Source organism: Rathayibacter sp. AY1E3 (assembly GCF_002932235.1).
Lineage (GTDB): Bacteria > Actinomycetota > Actinomycetes > Actinomycetales > Microbacteriaceae > Rathayibacter.
In genome coordinates this window covers 72,057-87,953 of the sequence record NZ_PSVN01000014.1, presented here as the reverse complement: position 1 = coordinate 87,953, position 15,897 = coordinate 72,057, and the positions used below count along the sequence as shown (strand labels likewise).

Genomic DNA, 15,897 nt, shown 5'->3' with positions numbered 1-15,897 from the left:
GACCCGCTCGGCACTCCGCTCCACCCGGTCTGACCCGACGGCGGTCCGAGGGGTGGGCTGCGCCCGCTGCTCGATCAGCAGGAGGGCGCCGCTCAGGCCTCGACCCAGGTCCAGGTGCCGGCCGGGCCGTCGACCGAGACCTCGCCGCCGGTGCGCGTCACGGTGAAGACCGTCTCCTCCCCCGTGTCGTGCGCGACGACCCGGACCGGCGTCGCTCCGTCCGGCCCCGGGAACACCCTCAGCTCGAGCCCGTCGAGGTAGTCGTACTCGGCCGAGTCCTGGCGGGCCCCCACCGGGATCACCGCACCCTCGCGCACGTACAGCGGCAGCGAGTCGAAGCCGTGGACCTCACGACGCCACTCCCCCGTCGAGACGGTCCGCTCGCCCGTCCACCAGCTCGTCCACGTCCCCCGCGGGAGGTAGAACTCGACCGTGCCGTCCTCGGTGAACACCGGAGCGACGAGCAGGTCGTGCCCGAGCAGGTACTGCGTGTCGAGGTGGGCGGCGCTGCGGTCGTCCTCGAACTCGAGCGCCATCGGCCGCATGATCGGGACGCCGGTGCTCGCCGCCTCCGCCCCCGCCGCGAAGAGGTAGGGCATCAGCGAGAGCTTCAGCCGGGTGAAGAGCCGGGTGACCTCCACGGCCTCCTCGTCGAACGCCCACGGCACGCGCACCGAGGAGGATCCGTGCAGCCGCGAGTGCGAGGAGAGCAGGCCGAACGCGAGCCAGCGCTTGAACACTCCGGAATCGGGCGTGCCCTCGAACCCGCCGATGTCGTGCGCCCAAAAGCCGAACCCGCCCAGCGCGAGCGAGAGGCCCCCGCGCAGGGTCTCGGCCATCGACACGTAGGAGGAGGTGTTGTCCCCGCCCCAGTGCACCGGCAGCGACTGCCCGCCGACCGTGGCGCTGCGGGCGAAGAGGACCGCGCGGCCCTCGCCGAGCTCCTGCTCGAGCACCTCGTGCACCGCGCGGTTGTAGAGCTGGGTGTACCAGTTGTGCATGGCCTCGGGGTCGGTCCCGTCGGCCCAGACGACGCCCTCCGACGGGATCCGCTCGCCGAAGTCGGTCTTGAAGGAGTCGACGCCCTGGCGCACGAGGACGCGGAGCTTCTCCTGGAACCAGGAGGTCGCCTCCGGATTCGTGAAGTCGATCAGCGCCATGCCGGCGACCCACATGTCCCACTGCCAGACGTCGCCGGAGGCCGTTCTGAGCAGGTAGCCCTTCTCGCGCCCCTCGGCGAACAGCGGCGACGCCTGCGCGATGTACGGATTGATCCAGACGCAGGTGTGCAGCCCGCGCTCGTGCAGGCGGGCGAGGATCCCCTCGGGGTCCGGGAAGGTGCGCGGGTCCCACTCGAGGTCGGTCCACTGGAACTCGCGCATCCAGAAGCAGTCGAAGTGGAACGCCGACAGCGGCAGCTCCCGCTCCGCGAAGCCGTCGATGAAGGAGTTCACCGTCTCCTCGTCGTAGCTCGTGGTGAAGCTGGTCGTCAGCCAGAGCCCGTAGCTCCAGGCGGGGACGACGGAGGGGCGGCCGGCGAGACCGGTGTAGCGCCGCAGCACGTCCTTCTTCGTCGGGCCCTGGATCACCAGGTACTCCAGCGCCTCGCCGCCGACCGAGAACTGCACGCGCTCGACCGCCTCGGAGCCGATCTCGAACGAGACGAGGCCGGGATCGTTCACGAGCACGCCGTAGCCGCGGCTGGAGAGGTAGAACGGGACGTTCTTGTAGGCCTGCTCGGAGGAGGTGCCGCCGTCGGCGTTCCACACATCCACGGTCTGGCCGTTCTTCACGAAGGGGCCGAAGCGCTCGCCGAGCCCGTAGACCAGCTCGCCGACGCCGAGGTCGAGCTGCTCGTGCAGGTAGGCGGCTCCGTCCGGTCCGGTCAGGTAGCCCTGCGCCTTGTGCCCGGAGCCGGTGAGGCGCGTGCCGGTCGAGGTGTCCCAGAACTCCAGCGACCACGGAGCGCCCTGCCTGATCCGGACCTCGAGGTCGCCGGTGCGCAGCACGCCGCCGGACTCCGTCACCTCCGCCGCTCCGACGTCGCCCTCGGCCAGCTCGAAGCCGGGCCGCACCGCCGTCCCGCGCCAGTGCTCGATCCGCACCCGCGCGACCCCCTCGGCCGGCGAGGACACCGTGACCGTGAGCGCCGGCCGGTTGAGGACGTCGCCGCGGCCCTGGATGACCCGGGTCGGGGCGATCACCTCGAGCGAGGTGCCGTCGGTGCGGATGTCGTACGCCTCCTGCGCGAACAGGGGCGTGAATCCGGCCCGCGTCTGCCAGAACCCGTCGGTGAACTTCATGGGGGTGCCTTTCGATGGCGCGCCGGAGGATCCCGTGAGGGAGGCGCCGACGGAGGGAGAGAGGGCTACTTGACCGCGCCGGCGGTGATGCCGCGGGTGAGGGTGCGCTGGAAGATCAGGAAGAAGATGAGCGTCGGGAGAAGGCCCAGGAGGGCGCTCGCGCTGGTCGTGGTGACGTCCATGATCTTGTCGCCCTGGAGGCTCGAGATCGCGATCGGGACGGTCTGCGTCGCGTCGCTCACCAGGAAGACCAGCGGGATGAGGAACTCGTTCCAGGTCCAGATGAAGAAGAAGATCATCAGCACCGAGAGGGTGGGCCGCGAGATCGGGACGATCACCCGGGTGAGGACCTGCCACTTCGAGGCGCCGTCGAGAGCCGCGGCCTCGAGGATCTCCTTCGGGAAGGTGCCGTAGACGCTCGAGAGCAGATAGGTGCCGAACGCCGACTGGATGACGGTGAAGATGACGATGACCGACAGCTGGGTGTCGTAGATCCCGACCGCTTTGAACATGTAGTACAGCGGGTAGAGCAGGGCCTCCTGCGGGAGCATGTTCGCCAGCAGGAACAGGACGATGATCCAGCTCCGGCCGCGGACCCGGCCGATGCCGATCGCGTAGGCGTTCAGCACCGAGAGGGCGACGGCGAGGATCGCGACCGACCCCGAGATGAGGATCGAGTTGCCGAGCTTCTCGGGGAAGTCGACGCGGCTCCAGAAGGTCGAGAGGCCGTCGAAGGAGAGGCCGGTCGGGAAGGCGAGCGGGCCGTTCGCCGAGTACTCCGCGGGGGTCTTGAAGGAGTTGAGCAGGATCAGCAGCACCGGGCTGATGATCACGAGCCCGATCACCACGGCGACGGCGAGGATCACCCAGTCGCCGAGGGTGCGCTTCGTCGTGCCCTTCGCGGGCTTGGCGGGACGGGAGGACGAGAGGTCCGCGTCCTCCGTGCCGGCCTGGGTGAGGGGCAGGGTCTCGGTGGCCGACATCAGCGGGCTCCTTCGCTGCGCTCGACGCGCTCCTGGGCGCGGATGAACAGCACGGCGAGGATCACGATGACGATCGTGAGCGCGGTCGCGATGGTGGCGCCGTAGCCCACCTGCTGCTTCTGGAAGAACTCGGTGTACGAGTAGTAGGAGGGGACGATCGTGGAGTCGCCGGGGCCGCCGCGGGTCAGGGCGTAGATCGGGCCGAAGACCTTCAGCGCGGCGATGGTGCAGGTGAGGGTGACCACGAAGATCTCGGGCCGGATGATCGAGACCGTGATCCAGCGGAAGCGCTGGAACCAGTTCGCCCCGTCGAGCTCCGCCGCCTCGTAGAGCTCGGGGTCCACGCGCTGCAGTGCCGCCATGAAGATGACGACCGGGTAGCCCAGCTGCACCCAGATCATCACGACCATGATCGAGAGCATCGCGGTGTCCGGCTTGCCGAGCCAGTCGTGCGAGAGGGAGCCGAGCCCGACGGCCTCGAGGATCGAGTTCAGCGCGCCGTTGTCGGGGCGGAGGATCCAGCCGATGACGATCGCGGCGATGACGGTCGGCAGGATCTGCGGAAGGTAGTAGGTGGCGCGGAGGAAGCTCGCCAGGCGCCCGCCGAACTTCTTGCCGACGAGATCGAAGAGGATCGCCGCGAGCAGGAGTCCGAGGATCGTGGGGACGATCACCATCGCGATGATCATGTAGACCGAGTTGAGGAACGAGGTCCAGAACTGGTCGTCGCCCATCAGCTCGATCCAGTTGTCGAGGCCGATGAAGATCGGCGGCTTGATGCCGCGCCAGGACGTGAAGCTGATGTAGACGTTCCAGATCAGCGGGATCAGCACGATGAACGTGAAGAGCACGAACCCGGGGATCAGGTAGAGCCAGTAGCCGCCGGAGCGCTTCTCGCGGGGCGGCGTCGTGGGAGGCGGCGCGCTCTCCGCGCGACGAGGTGCTGTCGTCGTCATGGGTACTCCTAGGTCGGACGGGGTCGTGGGTGTGCTGCCGCGGGATGCCGCTCCGGTACGGAGGCGACGGCGTGTCGCGTACCGGAGCGGCATCCAGCGGGGGGGGTGGAGGCTCGGCGGTGTTCGTGCGACCCCCTCGAGGGGTCGCCGTCACGTCCTCAGGTCTTCCACGGCCGTTCCGCGCCTGCAGGCGCGGGGCCGGCCGCCGTGGCCGACATCACGTGACGCTTCCGCGTCACGTGATGTCGGCGACTCCGTCGTCGTACTTGGCCTGGAGGTCGGAGAGCATGGCGGACTCGTCGGAGGAGCCGTTGATGAGCTCCTGCGTGGCGGCGACCAGGTCGTCGTAGAAGGTCGCGGTGGGCCAGTCGGGGTAGAAGGAGAGCTGGTCGCCGTCGACGACCGTCTTCCACTGCGAGAGCAGCGCCTTGCTCTTCTCGTCGGTGATGGCGCTCTCGTCGACGACCAGCGGGATGCCTCCGTTGTTGCCGATGAGGTTCTGGATCTCGGGTCGCATCGTGATGTCGATCCACTTGTAGGCGAGGTCCTTGTTCTTCGCCGTCTCCGGGATCACCCAGTGGTTGCCGGCGGAGCCCATCGTGAACTCGGCGCCCGGGAAGAGGAACGTGTCCCATTCGAATCCGGTGATCTCGGTCTTGAAGCGGCCGAACCACCAGGAGCCCGAGAAGAAGATCGGGTACTCGCCCGAGATGAACGCCGTGCCCGCGTCCTCCGCCTTCAGCCCGGAGGCGTCGGCCGAGAAGTAGCCCTTGTCGACGTAGGTCTTCAGCTGGTCGGCCGCGTAGCTCCAGGCCGCGTCCTCGAAGTCGACCTCGCCCGTGTAGGTCTGGTAGTCGGTGATCCAGGAGCGGTCGGCCTTCAGCAGCGCGAGCTGGTAGAAGAGCTGCTGCAGCGGGTACTCGGCGCCGGCCTCGGCCAGCGGGGTGATCCCCTTGGCCACGAAGGCGTCGAGGACGGCCGTGAACTCCTCGTAGGTGGTGGGGACCTCGAGGCCGTTCGCGGCGAAGGCGTCCTTGTTGTAGTAGACGAAGGTGAACTCGCCGTAGTTGGGGATGCCGTACCAGGAGCCGGAGCCCATGATCCCGTTCTCGTCGTACTTCGCGGTGGTCTGCAGCGCGCCGGGGATCAGCGAGTCCCAGCCGTAGAACGCGACCGCCTCGTCGAGGTTGGTGAGCAGGCCCTGGCTCGAGAGGAGTCCGCTGGTCGCGTTGCCCTTGTTGTACTCGACGACGTCGGGCGCCGAGTTGGAGTTGAAGATCTGGCTGGCGCCGGTGCGCAGCTGCTCGAAGGCCTTGAACTCGTACGCGATCTCGGCCCCCGTCTCCTGGGTGAAGATGTCGCGGGCGGCGAGCCAGGCGATGCCGCGGTCGCTGTCGGGCGTCTCGAAGTCCCAGAGCGTGAGGGTGCGGCCGGCGCCGTCGACCGTGGTCGAGAGCGCGTCGGAGCCGGCGTCGGAACCGCCACCGGAGCAGGCGGCCAGCGCGAACATCGCGCTGAGGCCGACTCCTCCGGCGAGGAGGTTGCGCCGGCTGAGACCGGCGGTCGGGCGGTGGAAGGCGGAGCGGGATCGGAGCGACATTGCGGTGGTTCTCCTTCGAACGGTGCGGTGGTGCTGCGGAGGTGGTGCAGGGAGCGCTCTCTCGCGGAGGCGCGGTGTCGAAGCGTTTCGACAGTGCGCAGAGCCGGAGCGGGCGGGAAGAGGGTGGAGGACTAGAGGGAGGCCGGCGCGGGAGTGCCGGACGGGACCGCCGGCACCGGAGCGCCGGTCGGAGCGACCGCGAGGGATCCGCGGTCGACGTAGGAGGGCGGGAGCAGCTCGACGCCGACGGTGCGGCCGGAGTCGATCTGCTGGAGGGTCCGCGCGACGGCCGCTCGGCACATCGCGTCGAACGGGAGGGGAAGACTGCTCGTGGGGACAGGGAGGGCGCCGCCGTCGTAGCTGGCGCAGGCCGCCAGGATCGACAGGTCGCCGGGGACGGAGAGGCCGCGCTCGAGGACGCGCTCGATCGCCGCCTCCGCCACGGGCTCGTTGCAGTGCAGCACGAGCGCGGTCGGCGGGACGGGTGCGGCGAGGATCGCGTCGATCGCGGCCGATGCGCTCGGGCGGCCGATGTGCGGGCGCTCGACCGCGATCTCGACTCCGAGCGCTGCGGCCTCGGCGCGGAACGCCTCGTCGAAGCGGCGGACGAAGCCGGCGTTGCGGTCGGTGTAGGACTGCGGGTGCTCGAGCAGGCCGAGCGAGCGGTGGCCCAGCTCGGCGAGCCGGCGGACGCTCTGGCGGGCGGCCTCGGCGAAGTCGAGGTCGACGCAGGCGAGATCGTGGGAGTCGGCGGGCACGCCGATGAAGGTGGCGGGGACCCCGGCCGCGCGGATCAGCTCGGCGCGGTCGTCGTCGTCGTCGACGCCCATCAGGACGATGCCGTCGACGAGCGAGGAGGAGGACACGCGCCCGATGCCGCTGGAGGCCTCGTCGGTGACGAGCAGCAGGACGTCGTAGTCCGACTCCCGGGCGCGCTCGAGCACCTCGGTGACGAAGCGCATGTGGGTCGGCAGATGCAGCTCGCCGCGCATCGGGGCGGAGAGGGCGAGGATGTGGGTCCGCGCCCCGGCGAGCATCCGGGCTCCCGCGTGGGGCCGGTAGCCGAGCTGGCGCACCGCGTCGTCGACGCGCTGCCGTGTGGAGGCGGCGATCGAGCGCTTGCCGGAGAGGGCGTAGGAGACGGTGCTGATCGAGACTCCGGCAGCGCGGGCCACGTCGTGGATGGTCGCCATGGCTCCTCCTGCCGGACGTCGTCGTCGGTCGCGGTCGAGCTTCGAAGCGCTTCGACCGGTCGTGCTGGAGCGACTGTACGCACAGTCGAAGCGCTTGCGCAAGCGATCCTCGCGACGTCCTCCCCGGGCACCGGCCCGCTCCGCGAGCGGTTCCGCGGCACGAGCGGGCGGCACCCGCGATGGGGCCGGAGGGCGACGCGCCGGGCCTTCCGCTCGTTGCGCCTCTCGATCCTCAGGAGATATGTTGGGCTCAACAACAATTCGGCGACGTCGCCGGAAAGGATTCGGATCCCATGTCCCTGACCCCCACCCGCGCCGACAAGTTCTCGTTCGGCCTCTGGACCATCGGCTACAACGGGACGGACCCGTTCGGTGGCCCGACCCGCGAGCCGCTCGACGTCGTCCACGCGGTCGAGAAGCTCGACGAGCTCGGCGCGTACGGCCTCACCTTCCACGACGACGACCTGTTCGCCTTCGGCTCCACCGACGCCGAGCGCCAGACCCAGATCGACCGCCTCAAGGGCGCGCTGGAGTCCACCGGCCTCATCGTGCCGATGGTCACCACCAACCTCTTCAGCGCCCCGGTCTTCAAGGACGGCGGCTTCACCTCGAACGACCGCGACGTCCGCCGCTTCGCGCTGCGCAAGGTCCTCCGCAACATCGACCTCGCCGCCGAGCTGGGCGCGAAGACGTTCGTCATGTGGGGCGGCCGCGAGGGCGCCGAGTACGACTCCGCCAAGGACATCCGCGCCGCGCTCGAGCGCTACCGCGAGGCCGTCAACCTGCTCGGCGACTACGTCACCGACAAGGGCTACGACATCCGCTTCGCCATCGAGCCCAAGCCGAACGAGCCCCGCGGCGACATCCTGCTTCCGACGCTCGGCCACGCGATCGCGTTCATCGACTCCCTCGAGCGCCCCGAGCTCGTCGGCGTGAACCCCGAGGTCGGCCACGAGCAGATGGCGGGCCTGAACTTCACCGCCGGCATCGCCCAGGCGCTGTACCACGGCAAGCTCTTCCACATCGACCTCAACGGCCAGCGCGGCATCAAGTACGACCAGGACCTGGTCTTCGGCCACGGCGACCTGCACAACGCGTTCTCGCTCGTCGACCTCCTCGAGAACGGCGGCCCCGGCGGCGTCCCGGCCTACGACGGCCCGCGCCACTTCGACTACAAGCCCTCGCGCACCGAGGACGAGACCGGAGTCTGGGACTCGGCCGCCGCGAACATGCGCACCTACCTGCTGCTCAAGGAGCGCGCCGCGGCCTTCCGCGCCGACCCCGAGGTGCAGGAGGCGCTGGCCGCCGCGAAGGTCGCCGAGCTCTCCACCCCGACGCTGAACGAGGGCGAGTCGTACGACGACCTGCTCGCGGACACCGCCTCGTACGAGTCGTTCGACGCCGACGCCTACCTCGGCGGCAAGGGCTTCGGCTTCGTGCGCCTGCAGCAGCTGGCGACCGAGCACCTGCTCGGCGCCCGCGGCTGACCCGCACCCCCTGAGCCCGCGGTCCGCCGCGGGACGACCTGAGACGGACGAGATCCCCTGCACCGGCACGGGATCTCGTCCGTTCTCCTGCATCCGGCCCGGTTCCGCACCGGACGCCCGAACCCGTACCCCCAACGAAAGAGGACAGCGATGACGCTCGTCGCAGGGATCGACTCGTCGACCCAGAGCTGCAAGGTGGTCGTCCGCGACCTCGACACCGGCGCCGTGGTGCGCACCGGCCGGGCGAGCCACCCGGACGGCACCGAGGTCGATCCGGCCGCGTGGTGGGAGGCGCTGCAGCTCGCCCTCGCCGACGCCGGCGGGCTCGACGACGTCGCCGCGATCTCGGTCGGCGGCCAGCAGCACGGCATGGTCGTCCTCGACGAGAGCGGCGCCGTCATCCGCCCCGCTCTGCTCTGGAACGACACCCGCAGCGCGCCCGCCGCCGCCGCGCTCATCGAGGAGCTCGGAGCCGGGGCCTGGGCGGAGCGGACCGGATCGGTGCCGGTCGCCTCCTTCACCGCCACCAAGCTCCGCTGGCTGCGCGACGCCGAGCCCGAGAACGCCGCCCGTGTCGCCGCCGTCGCGCTCCCCCACGACTGGCTGACCTGGCGCCTGCTCGGCTACGGCCCCGACTCCGCCCGTGGTCCGCAGCTCGACGCGCTCACGACCGACCGGTCCGACGCGTCCGGCACCTCGTACTGGGGAGCGGACGGCTACGACCTCGACCTGCTCGAGCGCGCCCTCGGCCACCGCCCGCTGCTCCCCCGCGTGCTCGGCCCCTCGGAGGAGGCGGGCCGCACCGAGAGCGGACTCGTCGTCGGCCCCGGCGCGGGCGACAACGCGGGCGCCGCGCTCGGCCTCGGTGCCGGCCCCGGCGACGTGGTCGTCAGCATCGGCACGAGCGGCACGGTCTTCGCCGTCACGGACGACCCGGTGCGCGACGCCTCCGGGACCGTCGCCGGCTTCGCCGATGCGAGCGGGCGCTTCCTGCCGCTGGTCGCGACGCTCAACGCGGCGCGCGTGCTGGCCTCGACCGCGACCCTGCTCGGCAGCGACTTCGACGAGTTCGCCGCACTGGCGCTCGAGGCGGAGCCGGGTGCCGACGGCCTCGTGCTGGTCCCCTACTTCGAGGGCGAGCGCACGCCGAACCTGCCGGACGCGACCGCGAGCATGCACGGTATGACCATCGCCTCGACCACGCGCCCGAACCTCGCCCGCGCGGCGATCGAGGGCATGCTCTGCGGACTGGCCGACGGCCTCGACGCCGTTCGCGCGCAGGGAGTGGAGGCGCGGCGCATCCTCCTCATCGGCGGAGCCGCGCAGAACCGCGCCGTGCAGCTCGCTGCCTCGCAGGTGTTCGACGTGCCCGTGCAGGTGCCGGCGCCCGGCGAGTACGTGGCCGACGGTGCCGCCGTGCAGGCCGCCTGGGCGCTGACCGGATCGCGTCCGACGTGGACCGTCACCTCGGTGGCCGAGCCCGCGCCGGACCACCGCCCCGTGATCCGCGAGCAGTACGCGGCCGCCCGCGCCTGAGAATCCGGCCCCGGCCCTCATCCAGGGCCGGGGCCGCGCCGCAAGCCCCAGTGGACGGGGAGCGGAATCGCGCTACTCTCATTACTCAGCCAGCTGACTAATGGAGGAGCGACATGACCGCCACACGAACCCCCGACCGCGCCGACCGGATCCGCCAGGTCGTCGTCGCCGTGAGCGCGGTGCTCGCCCTCATCGGCTCGTTCATCGGCTCGGGCGCCGCGGGCGGCACGCAGATCCAGAACGCGGCCGGCGGCGCCCTGACCGCGTCCTCGACCCCCATCGCTCCCGACGGCCCCGCCTTCGCGATCTGGAGCGTGATCTACACCGGCCTCATCGCCTACGCGATCTGGCAGTTCCTGCCCTCGCAGACCGCCCGCACCCGCCACCGCCGGCTGGGCTACTGGGCCGCCGCCAGCCTCCTCCTGAACGCCGCGTGGATCCTGGTCGTCCAGGCCGGCTTCCTGACGCTCAGCGTCGTCGTGATCGCCCTGCTGCTCGCCGTGCTCGCGCGCATCTTCGTGATCCTGCGGACCACCCGGTCGGCCGGAGTGGTCGACGCGATCGTGACGGACGGCACCTTCGGGCTCTACCTCGGCTGGGTGTGCGTGGCCACGGCCGCGAACGTCACCGCCGGGCTCGTCGGCGCGGGAGTCGGCAGCGCGGACGGTCCGGGCGCCGCGGTCTGGGCGGTCGTCGTCCTCGCCGTCGCCGCGCTCGTCGGACTCCTGATCGCCGTCACCGGCCGCGGCCGCATCGCCCCGATGCTCTCGCTCGTCTGGGGACTCTCCTGGGTCGCCGTCGGCCGCTTCGCCGGCGAGCTCGTCTCGGTCCCCGCCGGGATCGCCGCGCTGGTCGCCGCCGCCGTGGTGCTGGTGGTCACCCTCCTCGTCCGCGCCACCGCGGGACGCCGGGTCAGCGCCGCCTGATCCTTGCGCGACGAAGGCCGAGAGGCCGGGACAGCCCTGGTCCGGGGCCGCCCGGCCTCTCGGCCTTCGTCGTGGTGGCGGATCAGGTGATCAGCGTGTCGACGTACTCCCGGTTCTCGTCCATCCACGCGGCGAGGGCGGCGGAGCGGTCGTCGGCCCCGTCGTTGAACAGCGCGTTCTCGAGCGAGTAGAGCGTCTTCGAGTCCATCCGGAAGTCGCGGATCCAGCGGCTCATCGTCGGGTAGTCCGCGTCGAACGCGGCCGAGCCGAAGGAGTGGATCCCCTCCGCCTGCCCGAGCAGGCCCTTCGGGTCCTCGAGGTCCTTGACCGGGAAGGCGTCGTAGGCCCAGTGCGGGCGCCAGAGCGTGACGGCGATGTTCTCGCCCGCGGCGGTCGCGCTCGAGAGCTCCTGGAGCATGGCCGGCGTCGAGGAGGTGAGGTAGTCCATCCCCTCCAGGCCGTAGCCGGGGATGACGTCCTCGGTCGTCGTCTTGTTGAGACCGGAGCCGGGCTCGATGCCGATCAGGCGGTTGCCGACGACGCCCGGGTCGGCGGCGAGCTCCTCGAGGGAGTCGATCGGGGCGTCCTCGTTGACCGCGATGGTCAGCTTCGCCTCATCGTTCCACGCGCCCAGGTCGACGATCGAGTCGCCGTACTGCTCGACGTACCGGGCGTGGGTGAGCGGCAGCCAGGTGTCGAGGGCGAGGTCGTAGTCGCCGGTCGAGAGGCCCTGGAAGCCGGGGGCGACGTCGGCGTTCTGCAGGGTCACGTCGTAGCCCTGCTCCTCGAGCACCGCCTCCCACAGAGCGGAGACGGCGATCCCCTCGTCCCAGCCCTGGAACACGGCGACGGTCACGTCGGTGCGGTCGCCGTTGTCGACGGAGGCGGCGGTGGCGGGAGCGGCGAGGGTCGCGGCCCCGAGGGACGCGACCAGGCCGATCGAGACGACGCCGACGGCCGAACGGGTCGCCATGACGGCGCGGCGGTTCTTCGCCCGGGCGACCCTCGCCGGCGAGGGCGAGCCCAGCGCGCCGGTCATCCGGTCGAGGACGACCGCGAGGATCACGACGGAGACGCCCGCCTCGAAGCCGAGCGCGACGTCGATCCGGTTGAGGCTCGCGACGACGTCGCCGCCCAGCCCTCCGGCGCCGACCATGCCCGCGATGACGACCATCGAGAGCGAGAGCATGATGACCTGGTTGAGGCCCGCCAGGATCGAGGGCAGCGCCAGCGGCAGCTGGATCTGGCGGAGGATCCGCCACTTCGAGGAGCCGAACGACTCCCCCGCCTCGACGAGCTCCGGGTCGACGCCGCGGATGCCCAGCTCGGTGAGCCGGACGCCCGGCGCCATCGCGAACACGATGGTCGCGACGATGCCCGGCACCACTCCGACCCGGAACAGGATCAGCGCGGGGATCAGGTAGACGAAGGCCGGCATCGTCTGCATCAGGTCGAGGACGGGCCGGATGACCGCGGAGGCCGTGCGGTTGCGCGCGGCGAGCACGCCCAGCGGCACGCTCAGCGCGATGGCGATCACGGAGGCGACGAGCACCAGCGCGAGGGAGTCCATCGCGTTCTCCCACTGGTCGACCCCCACGATCAGCAGGAGCCCCACGGCGGTGCCGGCCGCGAAGACCCAGCCGCGGACGGCGTAGGCCAGTACGGCGAGGAAGGCGACGATCACCCAGAAGGGCGGTGTCGCGAGGACGAGGTCGACGCCGGAGTAGAGGGCGCCGAAGACGGTGCGCAGCAGGTCGAAGACCGGCTGGAAGGTCTGCGTGAGGACATCGACGGCACCCTCGGCGAGGGCGCCGAGCGGGAGGCGGAATCCGAGATCGGTCATCGTGCACCTCCGTCCGCCGCGAGGACGGCGTCGTCGACGGGGCCCCCGGTCGCGTGCAGGGTCGCGGTGACGACCTCGGTCGAGACGGTGGCGGGCGGCTCGATCACCGGGTGCTCGCCGGTGCGGGCGGGCACGTTGCCGAGCGCCGCGAGCAGGGTCACCCGCGGGATCGCTCCGAGCAGACGCCCGTCGGCGTCGACCACGGCGACCGGCAGCGCCGACTCGACGGCGGGCTCGATGACCTCGCTGAGGGCGGTGTCCGGACCGACGGTGACGACGTCGGAGGTGAGGACCGCCGAGAGGTCGCCGGTGCTCCGGCGCACCTGCTCGATCACGTCGCGGTCGCGGACCGTGCCCAGCAGGCGTCGTCCGCCGCCGACCACGAACGCGGCCGAGGTCTGCAGGTCGCGCATGCTCCTCAGCGCGGCGCGGGGACCGGCCGCGAGGGTGACCACGGAGCGGGCGGGCTCCATCACGGCGGAGGCGGTGAGCACGCGGGCGCGGTCGACGTCCTGCACGAACTGGGCGACGTAGTCGTTCGCCGGGTCGGTGAGGATCTCCTCCGGGGTGCCGATCTGGACGATGCGGCCGTCGCGCATCACCGCGATGCGGTCGCCGAGGAACATGGCCTCGTTGAGGTCGTGCGTGATGAAGACGATGGTCTTGCCGAGCTCGTGCTGCAGCTCGATCAGCTGCTCCTGCATCTCGCGGCGGATCAGCGGGTCGAGTGCCGAGAACGCCTCGTCCATCAGCACGATGTCGGTGTCGGCGGCGAGCGCCCGGGCGAGGCCGACGCGCTGGCGCATGCCGCCGGAGAGCTCGTCGGGCATCTTCTCGTGCCAGCCGGCGAGACCGGCGCGCTCGACCGCGAGCATCGCCCGCTCGCGGCGCTCGGCCGCGGGGACGCCCTGGATCTCGAGCGGGTACGCGACGTTGTCGAGCACGGTGCGGTGCGGGAGGAGCGCGAAGTGCTGGAACACCATCGACACCGACGAGCGGCGCACGCGGCGCAGCTCCGCCTCGGAGACGCCGGTGATGGTGGAGCCCTCGATCAGGACCTCGCCCGCGGAGGGCTCCTGGAGCCCGTTCAGCATGCGGATGAGGGTGGACTTCCCGGAGCCGGAGAGGCCCATCACGACGAAGATCTCGCCGCGGCGCACGGTGAAGGACGCGTCGATCACCGCGGCCGTGCCGAGTCCGGCGAGCTCGCCGCGGTCGGCGCCCTCGCCCAGTCGGCGGACGACCTCGTCGGGCTTCCGGCCGAACACCTTGAAGAGGTGGCGGGCCTCGAGAGCGGGGGTCGCGGGATCGGCGCCCGCCTCGCTCCGGGGCTCGCTGATGGTCTGCTGGTTCTGGTGCACGTACACTCCGTCGGCGCGCAGGGACGACGCCCTGCGCTCATCTCGTGGTGCCGGGTCGGGAGCGTGGGACAGCCGTGCGTCGAGCCTCCGCGTGCGTCCCGCCGCTCAGCGCGGCAGGGGGTGGAGGCGAGAGCGTCCGAGGCGGCCTCGGGGCCGCCTCCACTCCCGTTGACCGTACGATCGCGGCGCGTCCTGGGGGACGCCGTGCGAGCGCGGACCGGTTCATCGGGGCCCGTGAGGACCGCCGACCACGGTAGCCGCGGAGCCGCCGAGGGGCAAACGTCGGACAATTGCGGAGGCGGGTCCAGGGGTGGCGGTGAACCGATCAGCGCAACGGAATGTGCTGGTCGGAGCTGGTTTCCGGAGTGTTGCGCGATCGTTACCGTGGTGGCGCGGCCGGCGGCGCTCGTTCCGGCCGGTCTCCATCCGCCGCCGCGCGGCTGCTCGACCGGCGAGGAGGCCCTGTCGCTCAGACGGTGGTCTCGCCCGCCGGGCCCGAGGGGGCCGCCGCGCCGACTCCGCTGACGGGCTCGCCCTGCCAGGACACGAGCGTCCACGCGTCGCCCGAGCCCTCGAGGACGACGACGCCGGTGTTGTCGAGCAGGTGGTCGGCGATGAAGCGCGCATCGAGGTCGAGGGAGCGCAGACCCGCCCAGCAGCGGATGGCCGCGCCGTGACTGACCAGCGCGACGACCTCGTGCCCGAGCGCCTCCGCCTCCGCCACCACCGCGTCGTAGCGCGCCGCGAACTCGTCGCCCGTCTCGCCGCCCGCCAGCCGGATCGACGTCTCGCCGCCGGCCCAGCGGAAGACCGTGCCCATGTACTCCTCGACCGCCGCGTCGTCGCCGCGCATCTCGAGCCCCGCGGCCGCGACCTCGCGGATGCCGTCGCGCTCGATCGGCTCGAGCCCGAGCGCCGCGGCGAGAGGGGCGGCCGTCTCGTGGGTGCGGACCATCGTCGAGACGAGCAGCGCGCCGATCCCCTCGCCGGCGAGCCGACCGGGCAGCGCCGCGGCCTGGGTGCGGCCGAGGTCGGTGAGCCCGGGTCCGGGGATGCGGGTGTCGAGGAGCCCGGCGACGTTGGAGGGGGTCTGGCCGTGGCGGATCAGGAGGAGGCGCATCCGCCCACGCTAACCGCGGAGGCTGGGCTTCCGGGGCGCGCGTTCGCGCTCGCTCCCGCCGTTGTGCGGCGAGTGCGGCGCTGCCACGATGTGCGGGGACGCTCCCGGACCGGGAGCCGCAGACGGACGGGACGGGCGGACATGGCCTCCGAAGACGGTTTCTCGAAGGACGAGCGCGCGGCGATGAAGCAGCGTGCGGCCGAGCTGCGGGCGGAGGCGAAGCGGCAGAAGAGCGCCGACAAGGCCGACGCCGACCGCAGGGACGCGGAGGCCGCGATCGCCGCGATGACCGACGAGGAGCGGCCGATCGCCCAGATGCTCCACGAGGTCGTCGGCGAGACCGCCCCCGATCTCCTCCCGAAGACCTGGTACGGCTTCCCCGCCTACGCGCGCTCCGACGGCAAGGCGATCGTCTTCTTCCAGCCCGGCGCGAAGTTCGGCACGCGCTACTCGACCCTCGGCTTCCAGGACGGCGCGCAGCTCGACGACGGCACGATCTGGCCGACCGCCTACGCGCTCGTCTCCGCCGACGCCGAGACGCGCGCCGCCGTCACCGAGCTGGTCCGCCGCGCGGCCGGGGCCTGATCCC

General features: G+C 71.5%; 12 protein-coding genes. 4 read left to right on the top strand and 8 right to left on the bottom strand.

Translation table 11 applies throughout. The annotated features are described in order from the left end of the window. Nucleotides 1–92: 92 nt before the first annotated feature. The 5 genes from yicI to C5C53_RS12425 form a co-directional block, all read right to left on the bottom strand. Nucleotides 93–2,303, bottom strand: coding sequence for an alpha-xylosidase (yicI, locus tag C5C53_RS12445; RefSeq protein WP_104224872.1), 2,211 nt, complete (start codon nt 2,301–2,303; stop codon nt 93–95). A gap of 65 nt (nt 2,304–2,368) precedes the next feature. Beyond that, entirely contained in the window at nt 2,369–3,286 is a 918-nt protein-coding gene (locus C5C53_RS12440) for a carbohydrate ABC transporter permease (protein WP_104224873.1), read from the bottom strand. After that, nucleotides 3,286–4,242, bottom strand: coding sequence for a carbohydrate ABC transporter permease (locus C5C53_RS12435; RefSeq protein WP_104224874.1), 957 nt, complete (start codon nt 4,240–4,242; stop codon nt 3,286–3,288). Before C5C53_RS12435 ends, C5C53_RS12440 begins: the two co-directional genes overlap by 1 nt. 235 nt (nt 4,243–4,477) lie before the next feature. After that, complete coding sequence (locus tag C5C53_RS12430) at nt 4,478–5,842, bottom strand: ABC transporter substrate-binding protein (protein WP_258060612.1); 1,365 nt, start codon at nt 5,840–5,842, stop codon at nt 4,478–4,480. Between the two features lie 131 nt (nt 5,843–5,973). Next, entirely contained in the window at nt 5,974–7,035 is a 1,062-nt protein-coding gene (locus tag C5C53_RS12425) for a LacI family DNA-binding transcriptional regulator (RefSeq protein ID WP_104224875.1), read from the bottom strand. A 293-nt stretch (nt 7,036–7,328) separates the two neighbouring features. On the opposite strand from C5C53_RS12425, the gene xylA reads away from it, so the two are divergent. From xylA to C5C53_RS12410, 3 genes are all read left to right on the top strand, one after another. Beyond that, nucleotides 7,329–8,522 carry a xylose isomerase gene (xylA, locus tag C5C53_RS12420; RefSeq protein ID WP_104224876.1) on the top strand — a complete coding sequence of 398 codons (1,194 nt, stop codon included), beginning with the start codon at nt 7,329–7,331 and terminating at the stop codon, nt 8,520–8,522. Nucleotides 8,523–8,672: 150 nt separating this feature from the next. Beyond that, nucleotides 8,673–10,058, top strand: a complete 1,386-nt coding sequence (gene xylB, locus C5C53_RS12415; RefSeq protein ID WP_104224877.1) for a xylulokinase — start codon at nt 8,673–8,675, stop codon at nt 10,056–10,058. Between the two features lie 113 nt (nt 10,059–10,171). Further along, nucleotides 10,172–10,984, top strand: coding sequence for a tryptophan-rich sensory protein (locus C5C53_RS12410; RefSeq protein ID WP_104224878.1), 813 nt, complete (start codon nt 10,172–10,174; stop codon nt 10,982–10,984). Nucleotides 10,985–11,066: 82 nt separating this feature from the next. Here C5C53_RS12410 and C5C53_RS17555 read toward each other — a convergent pair whose 3' ends face one another. From C5C53_RS17555 to C5C53_RS12395, 3 genes are all read right to left on the bottom strand, one after another. Next, a complete protein-coding gene (locus C5C53_RS17555; RefSeq protein ID WP_104224879.1) occupies nt 11,067–12,827 on the bottom strand; it encodes an ABC transporter permease/substrate binding protein in 1,761 nt (586 codons plus the stop codon). Further along, the gene (locus C5C53_RS12400; RefSeq protein WP_258062383.1) at nt 12,824–14,188 is read right to left on the bottom strand and encodes a glycine betaine/L-proline ABC transporter ATP-binding protein; all 1,365 of its coding nucleotides are present in this window, start codon (nt 14,186–14,188) and stop codon (nt 12,824–12,826) included. The genes C5C53_RS17555 and C5C53_RS12400 overlap by 4 nt, the downstream gene beginning before the upstream one ends. A gap of 469 nt (nt 14,189–14,657) precedes the next feature. Continuing rightward, nucleotides 14,658–15,308 carry a histidine phosphatase family protein gene (locus C5C53_RS12395; RefSeq protein ID WP_104224880.1) on the bottom strand — a complete coding sequence of 217 codons (651 nt, stop codon included), beginning with the start codon at nt 15,306–15,308 and terminating at the stop codon, nt 14,658–14,660. 141 nt (nt 15,309–15,449) lie between these two features. Between C5C53_RS12395 and C5C53_RS12390 the strand changes: the two genes are divergently transcribed. Next, nucleotides 15,450–15,893, top strand: coding sequence for a hypothetical protein (locus C5C53_RS12390; protein ID WP_104224881.1), 444 nt, complete (start codon nt 15,450–15,452; stop codon nt 15,891–15,893). Nucleotides 15,894–15,897: the final 4 nt, after the last annotated feature.

Bases quoted from the DNA above. Each gene is read 5' to 3' on its own strand.
- C5C53_RS12390 (WP_104224881.1), top strand. From the start codon at position 15,450: ATGGCCTCCGAAGACGGTTTCTCGAAGGACGAGCGCGCGGCGATGAAG.
- C5C53_RS12425 (WP_104224875.1), bottom strand. From the start codon at position 7,035: ATGGCGACCATCCACGACGTGGCCCGCGCTGCCGGAGTCTCGATCAGC.
- xylA (WP_104224876.1), top strand. From the start codon at position 7,329: ATGTCCCTGACCCCCACCCGCGCCGACAAGTTCTCGTTCGGCCTCTGG.
- C5C53_RS12410 (WP_104224878.1), top strand. From the start codon at position 10,172: ATGACCGCCACACGAACCCCCGACCGCGCCGACCGGATCCGCCAGGTC.
- yicI (WP_104224872.1), bottom strand. From the start codon at position 2,303: ATGAAGTTCACCGACGGGTTCTGGCAGACGCGGGCCGGATTCACGCCC.
- C5C53_RS12430 (WP_258060612.1), bottom strand. From the start codon at position 5,842: ATGTCGCTCCGATCCCGCTCCGCCTTCCACCGCCCGACCGCCGGTCTC.
- xylB (WP_104224877.1), top strand. From the start codon at position 8,673: ATGACGCTCGTCGCAGGGATCGACTCGTCGACCCAGAGCTGCAAGGTG.
- C5C53_RS12435 (WP_104224874.1), bottom strand. From the start codon at position 4,242: ATGACGACGACAGCACCTCGTCGCGCGGAGAGCGCGCCGCCTCCCACG.
- C5C53_RS12395 (WP_104224880.1), bottom strand. From the start codon at position 15,308: ATGCGCCTCCTCCTGATCCGCCACGGCCAGACCCCCTCCAACGTCGCC.
- C5C53_RS17555 (WP_104224879.1), bottom strand. From the start codon at position 12,827: ATGACCGATCTCGGATTCCGCCTCCCGCTCGGCGCCCTCGCCGAGGGT.
- C5C53_RS12440 (WP_104224873.1), bottom strand. From the start codon at position 3,286: ATGTCGGCCACCGAGACCCTGCCCCTCACCCAGGCCGGCACGGAGGAC.